Source organism: Methanococcoides sp., assembly GCF_030594565.1.
Lineage (GTDB): Archaea > Halobacteriota > Methanosarcinia > Methanosarcinales > Methanosarcinaceae > Methanococcoides > Methanococcoides seepicolus.
Genome location: NZ_JAUVEY010000117.1, coordinates 1 through 6,941, shown reverse-complemented (window position 1 = coordinate 6,941; position 6,941 = coordinate 1). Strand labels below are relative to the sequence as shown.

Below are 6,941 nucleotides of genomic sequence, written 5' to 3'. Positions count from 1 at the left end.
CACAGCCCATTCCGTATTCGTCAGATTACCATCCATATCCGGATCGGGATCGACACCGAATGAGACATAATCCACATGTTCTGGCAATGAAAGGTCAAGGACACCCATACTGCCTTCAACATCATTACTTGAGATGTCCCTGGCATATCCATTCTGAATAGATGATATCCCAAGTGCAACATCCTCGAATTGTTTGTCCACGTGAGCATCATCGACCACAGGAGAAATGTTGTTCCACGAAAACGCGGTCATCAGGATTATCATGCCTGCAATTGAGAGATAGAACACCATCTTCAACGGTATAGTGTCAACACCCCGAGTGTCAGCTAAGAACCGTTGAAGAGAATTCATATCATCCACCTAAAAATTGCAGTATCTTGTGTTCAGTCAAGCCAGGCGAAGAACTTGTCCAGCGCTCTTTTGCGATGGGACATTTTATTTTTCTCCTCGGTACCAAGCTCGCCGAATGTCTGTCCCTTATAATCGAAGATAGGATCGTAACCAAATCCCCCACTTCCACGCTCTTCATAGGCGATCTCACCTTCGACGGTGCCAGTAAAGGTCACAGGTTCTCCTCCGGGTTCGCAATAGCCGATGACCGACTTAAAAACAGCACTCCGGTCAGACTCATCTTCCATGAGCTTTAAGACCTTCTGATTACCAAGGTTGTCTTCCACGAATGCGGAATAAGGACCCGGAAAACCATTCAGTGCATTTATGAAAAGACCCGAGTCATCCACCATTACAGGATGTTTTAACTTTTCAGCACAGTATTTTGCACCATATGCAGCTATAGGTTCAAGTTCGTCTTCCTGAAGTTCAGGATAGCCATCCTTATTCTGCATAAGTTCAATATCCTTAGCTGCAAGTATCTCTTTTGCCTCACTGAATTTACCTTTATTTCCTGTTACAAATACCATTTCACGCATAACGGCCCCTCTTTTCAATCTCTTTAACTCTATCCAGCACTTCATCCGCCATATCAAGGGTTATCCTATAACCGCGACTGAATGCCTTTATCAATACCTCATGATCCGGATGTGTGCTCTCAAGTGTCTGGAACAGAACATGGATGTCAACACCTCTAGATTCGACCGATCCATCCACATATGCAAGCCCGAAATCGATAAGGTAGATACGATCGCCGCTGTAAAGCATATTGGAAGTTGTCAGATCACCATGGATTATACCGCCACTGTGCAGCCTTCCGATAAGCTTGCCCATAAGCTTACACATCGTTTCATCAATAACATATTTTACGGGCTTGCCGTCGATATATTCCATTTCGATGGTAAAATCATAAATATCATGTATTATTGGAGTAGGCACTCCACAACGCCTTGCATCGGACATCAATCGAGCTTCTGCACGCGTCCTTTCCTTGCGTATCCTCTCGTCCAGTTCCGCAACCCTGTATCTTTTCGGGATACGGTCCTTGATGATGAAACCATCTTTAAGGGAAACCACCGCTTCAGCTCCACTTTGAAGATACATCACAGAACCTCCTGTTCATCAGCTATCCAGGTCACATCGACCGTATCCGGCCTGAAGCTCGGGTCCACATGAGAACTTTCAATCGGTAAAGTGGTCCCTGAATCGAACATCAACAGACCTGTATAAGCTATCATGGCACCATTGTCACCCATGAAACGTTTTTCAGGCACGTAGAAGCTTGCACCTCTGTCCTCACACATGACATCAAGCATTTCACGAAGTCGCATGTTCGCACCCACACCTCCTGCAAGAAGCACTTCACTCTTACCGGTATGGGCCAGTGCACGCTCGGTCACCTCCACAAGCATTGCAAAAGCATTCTCCTGGAAAGAATAACAGACATCTTCAAGGGAATTATCCTTCAAAGCATCCGTTGCAGCAGTGGATAGCCCTGAAAATGAGAAATCCATACCCTTTACAACATATGGCATTTTCACATAGCTTGTAGCTTTCCTGGCATACTCTTCCACCTTGGGACCACCCGGATGGGTCAGCCCTGCACCCCTCGCAAATTTATCAAGGGCATTCCCTATGCCGATATCAAGGGTTTCCCCGAATATCCTATACTTTCCAGCCCTGTGAGCAAGCACCTGCGAGTTCCCGCCACTGACATACAGCACCACAGGATCAAATGCCGGCGTTTTCCAGCGTCCGATCTCAACATGCCCGATACAGTGATTCACACCCACAAGCGGAATGTCCAGCGACAATGCCAGTGCCCTTGCAGATGTGGCAACTGTCCTCAGACATGCCCCCAATCCCGGCCCCTGTGAAAACGCAATAGCATCGATATTTTGAGGAGAATAACCTTTATCCTGATATTCCCTCAGCAATCTTTCAATAACATCGGATGCATACAGAGCATGATGCTGTGCAGCTTCCCTTGGATGAATACCTCCGGTCTTTGGCTGATATGTCTCGGTCACCTCTGCGATAACATCATCTTCGTCAACAATTGCTGCACTTAAATTCCAGGCTGTACCTTCTATACCGAGAACAGTTGTCAATAAATTAGTCTCCTTTTAGAAATAATGGTTTTTGTGTGTATTAGATTTAATGCATTACATATAACTTGTCATTCCATTGAGAAACGTTTTAGTACTTAGCAAACCAATCCACATCCATGGAAGAAAAGGAATCAACAGCAAAAAAACCTGATGTCAAAACCAAGGAAATGCTCCACACTGTCGGGACAACGAACCTTGGCCTTCACATTCCGCCATCCTTAAACAATGAACTGCCTGCCCTTGATGGCATCGAATATATGCCACACAAGTCAGCAGGATTACAGTCCGCTTCTGACATGTGGATAGACAAAGCAAGGATGACAGACAACCTTCAGAACAAGCCGGTCATAGAGAAGATCCTGAAAGGCAGGACACTCTAACACCTCTACTTTTTTCTGATATATTCTTTGTTACATCTTTTTTAAGGGAAACTCACGCGGTTATAATACCGACAGAATAAGTTAGCTCCTCCTGATCAGCACATAGAAATGAAGTGTAAGTGGATGAAAACATAAATTTCATCGTTAATATTACATCGATTAGATAGTCTCCAGAAGTTCGTCCAAGGTAAGGGATCTATCGAACTGAGTAACTCGTCCATCATCGGTCAGCGTAAATTTGCCCTGTGAAGCACCAGTGACCACAAAGTGTTCCGGACCAAAATCTTTGGTATCAGCCCATGTGTCATTATTCAGATAAAGGAAAACCCTTTCTCCGAGAGAAAAAGAAGATTCATCCTCCACATCTATGGAAACATAACCGTCACTTCCACCCTGTATTCTAACTATGACTTCTTTTTCGAGCAATGGATTTTTGAGATAGCCATCCACACTGATCAGGACATCAGTATAGAGAACATCATGCAAACCCAGATCATAGATATCATCGGTTGGCCTCTTTCCGTCAGCAGTGTTCCATTTACTTGGAAGTATCTCCTTGACCGTACCTATTAAAATTACATCAGACCGATCGCTCAGATCTTCATAGCTTAAGAATTCAAGAAGGGCACTAACCATGAGGGTCTCTCCCACAAAAGCACCATCCATCTGTTCGGTTGCCTCAATGGGTAATTCCTTTTCTTTCACGATATCTATGGTGAAGTTATTTGATGCCACCATGCCCATCCAATAAGGTTTTGTAATTGATTCACCCCTTGAAGTGTGATATACGGCATTGAGTATATACTCACCATTATCCAAGTTCCAACACTTTGAACTAAAGGTAGCATTAAGAGATTGCCCAGGATGGAGTTCAACAAGGTCATCATTATTTAACGGCACTCTTGAACTTACTCCACATTCATATGGCACTTTAGAACCATTTGGGAATAAGAAATTAATATCATAACTCACTTGTTCTTCCATCTTCCACACATTGATAGTTTTGTTACCAACGTTTGTTAACATCAAGTGAATTTTGAAAATTTCACCTTCCTGTACCTGTGTCTTTTCAGGCACCAGAATAAAATTCAATTCACCGATCTGCTGATCGGGTTCTTTTGAATCTATACATCCCCCTGCAAGCAACATTGAACTAATTAGGAACATTACTAGTATTATTTTGCTAATTTCTATATTGCTGAGATTTTTGATGTATTTAATGTTCATCCCACCTAAGCAATAAATTATCCACGCCTGTTATATTCTTTTCCCTGTTTGCCGTTTTCTGTATTGACACACAAAATTGACAAGTATGTCAAATGTGTTTTAGTTAATTTGAGGACTTCCACATATCCTAATTATTTTGGTTCTTTTTACGTTTAAAGCATTTCTAATTTTCACCCAATCCTTAATTTATCGATCTTCAAGACCACATTAAAATAGCAGTACATTAAAATATTATTGGGAAGTGAGTTATTATAAGAAATTTGATTTTCAATATCAACAAGCAATGGTCTTACAAATATGAGACGTTTCAACTTCCAGTCAAAGCCAAATTATATAATTCGTTTCACACTTAGTACAATTTGTAGAAAGTGAGATGGTGTAATTGATGAAGTCCAAAATCAGAACAACCGTGACAATAGGAATCTTCATAATATCAAGTATAGTTGTGATCAACGTACTTCTGGTAAACAATCCTGTTGTCATACAAATAGAAGGCGATGCTTTCAAGATAGTAGATATTCCTTACAAATATACGATCAATGAAGCATACCTGCTACTGTCCTCTGCCCTCCTATGTGGATTTTGCCTCGCTTTGATACTTCTTGATCATGGTATCCTTCAGACCGATTTCCATGAACCGGAACCTACGGAAAAGAACTCATTTGAAATTCGTCAAGAGGAAATAAACCGGGATATTTCAGCTATTATATTGAAAGCCCTTAGCGGGGATGAAAAGAAAACTGTTAGAATTATCTTGAATAGCGATGGTCGTATCCTTCAGAATGAACTTGTAAATTCCCTTGATTTTTCAAAAGCCAAGGTATCAAGAATCCTCATCAATCTTGAAAAGCGTGGAATTGTCAAGAAAAGTAAATATGGACTTACAAATTGCATCTCACTGGCTGATGACATAAGGGGTGAAACGAAATGAGAAAAGAATTTCTAATCATTGCATTGGTCATTTTCATACTGATATTTGCAGGAATATTTCTGCATAAAGGGGAAAGCGATAATGTTAGTATTGTTGCTTTAAACGCTCCCCCAACATTAGGTTTGAATCTGATTGGTCAGTTAGAGGTCGTTATACAGAACAATGAAAGTCATATGGTTGATATCAATCTCGATGTGAAAAATGCTTTTGTGGATGATGATGGAAGAGGTATATCGACTTCTAGAATGATGATATCAGGCATACCTGGTGAAAGCCAGGATCTCTATGACCATGACGCCATATCCGGAAAGGTAACTTTGTCACCAGGGGAAAATAGGATACTGGTGCTTATTGGCTATGAAGCAACCGGAACTTATGACGTGGAAGTTAAACTTTACCAAAATGAGCAGGTCATTGATGAAAAGGTGACATCAATTAGGGTTCTGCCACCTAAATTATCGGTGGAACTGGAGTACACGGAAAAGCGATCCGATGATATGCTGATCTATATGATAGATGGCTACATTCTAAATGAAGGTCCTGGTAGAGCAGAAGATGTCGATGCAACTATCATAATATCTGACCTTCAATCAGGAGAAATCCTATCCTCGGAAAGCTATCAGTATTATGTCGGTGGAAATACGAAAACTTCATTGAGGGACTGGAGGGACCTGCCAGCAGCAATTATTGAACTATCGAATACCGGAGTTTCCGACGAATCATACAGGCCCCTGAAAAGTGTTGTTAAGGGGAAAACGGGAGAAGCATATCTTGTGACTGTGGAAGTTAACTGGAACAACCAAAATATTTCGTCAGAATTGATCATTCCAGATAGTAATGATCTGGCGGAGGAATCATCATGAGTATAGTATCAGATATTTCAGTTAAATATTCATTAAACTGCAGAAGGATCATAAACATTTGCCTGCTGATCATATTAGTAACCGGTTTTTCTATTGGTTGCATTGATACGGACAAGACTCCAGATAAAGAACTTGCCCTTGAGGATATTAAAAGTGAGAACGAATCTATCCGTCAGGAAACGATCGGGAACCTGACTAAAATTGGTGATGGGGATTCCACGGATATTCTGACAGGAATACTAATGAACAAGAATGAATCTGATAGCATTCGTATCAGTGCAGCGGATGCTCTTGCAGAGATAGGAGAAGGAAGATCAATATCACCCCTTATTTCAGTCCTGCAAGAGAATAATCCTGCACTCGTAATAGAAGTATCAGAGAACCTTCTACAATTTGGCGACCCTGCAACAGAAATGCTCATTTACACATTCCTGGATAACGGCAAACCCGAATTCCGGGCAAACCTGATGTATGTACTTTGCATGATCGCAGACGAGGACATTGAATATTTTATTGAAAAACTGAACAGTGAGGATGCAACCACTCGAAGAAATACTGCAATCATTCTTGCTGAGCTGGGAGATGAAAGAACATTGGATGCTCTGATCGTTGCCCTTGAGGACGATGACCGGTATGTCAGGAGGCATGCAGCCAGAGGTCTTGGGAACATTGGAAACAAAAAAGCTATAGCCCCCCTTATTCAGGTCATGAGCAATACAAGTGAACCCCGGGAAGTTCGCAGTAATGCTGCAATTGCTCTTGGACAGATTGGAGATGATGATGCAGTGGAGCCCCTGATACAGATGTTAAAAGATGAAGATTGGTCGGTCCCAAGCAGTGCCGCAATCGCCCTTGGGGAACTGGGCAATAGTGAAGCAATACCCGCTCTTACTACTGCATTAAGAAGAGATGAAGAGTTCGTTGTAAAGGAATCCGCCATGGCTCTTGAAAAACTGAATGGTAGCGGAGTCGACAAATTAATTGATCTGTTGGATGATAATGATAAATCTGTACAGGAAAATGCAGCATATGCCCTGGG

The 6,941-nt window shown here is 41.9% G+C and carries 8 protein-coding genes and 1 pseudogene; 4 read left to right on the top strand and 5 right to left on the bottom strand.

All coding sequences use genetic code 11. The features are described 5' to 3' along the window. From QAS77_RS09355 to QAS77_RS09340, 4 genes and pseudogenes are all read right to left on the bottom strand, one after another. Positions 1-351 (bottom strand): annotated as a pseudogene (locus tag QAS77_RS09355) (hypothetical protein); the annotation flags it as partial. Positions 352-383: 32 nt separating this feature from the next. Beyond that, on the bottom strand, positions 384-929 hold the full coding sequence (locus QAS77_RS09350; RefSeq protein ID WP_250867865.1) for an XTP/dITP diphosphatase: 546 nt from the start codon (positions 927-929) through the stop codon (positions 384-386). After that, positions 922-1,494, bottom strand: coding sequence for a Kae1-associated kinase Bud32 (locus QAS77_RS09345; RefSeq protein ID WP_305065140.1), 573 nt, complete (start codon positions 1,492-1,494; stop codon positions 922-924). The genes QAS77_RS09350 and QAS77_RS09345 overlap by 8 nt, the downstream gene beginning before the upstream one ends. Continuing rightward, the gene (locus tag QAS77_RS09340; protein WP_305065138.1) at positions 1,494-2,501 is read right to left on the bottom strand and encodes a bifunctional N(6)-L-threonylcarbamoyladenine synthase/serine/threonine protein kinase; all 1,008 of its coding nucleotides are present in this window, start codon (positions 2,499-2,501) and stop codon (positions 1,494-1,496) included. The genes QAS77_RS09345 and QAS77_RS09340 overlap by 1 nt, the downstream gene beginning before the upstream one ends. Before the next feature lie 116 nt (positions 2,502-2,617). Between QAS77_RS09340 and QAS77_RS09335 the strand changes: the two genes are divergently transcribed. Then, a complete protein-coding gene (locus QAS77_RS09335; protein ID WP_305065137.1) occupies positions 2,618-2,881 on the top strand; it encodes a hypothetical protein in 264 nt (87 codons plus the stop codon). A gap of 159 nt (positions 2,882-3,040) precedes the next feature. Here QAS77_RS09335 and QAS77_RS09330 read toward each other — a convergent pair whose 3' ends face one another. After that, positions 3,041-4,048: a hypothetical protein gene (locus tag QAS77_RS09330; RefSeq protein ID WP_305065135.1), complete on the bottom strand. Its 1,008-nt coding sequence runs from the start codon at positions 4,046-4,048 to the stop codon at positions 3,041-3,043. Between the two features lie 445 nt (positions 4,049-4,493). On the opposite strand from QAS77_RS09330, the gene QAS77_RS09325 reads away from it, so the two are divergent. From QAS77_RS09325 to QAS77_RS09315, 3 genes are all read left to right on the top strand, one after another. Continuing rightward, positions 4,494-5,039, top strand: coding sequence for a helix-turn-helix transcriptional regulator (locus QAS77_RS09325; protein ID WP_305065133.1), 546 nt, complete (start codon positions 4,494-4,496; stop codon positions 5,037-5,039). Then, a complete protein-coding gene (locus tag QAS77_RS09320; RefSeq protein WP_305065131.1) occupies positions 5,036-5,902 on the top strand; it encodes a hypothetical protein in 867 nt (288 codons plus the stop codon). Before QAS77_RS09325 ends, QAS77_RS09320 begins: the two co-directional genes overlap by 4 nt. Continuing rightward, positions 5,899-6,941 (top strand): HEAT repeat domain-containing protein (locus tag QAS77_RS09315; RefSeq protein WP_305065129.1); only part of this gene is annotated, 1,043 nt, incomplete at its 3' end. The genes QAS77_RS09320 and QAS77_RS09315, both read left to right, overlap by 4 nt.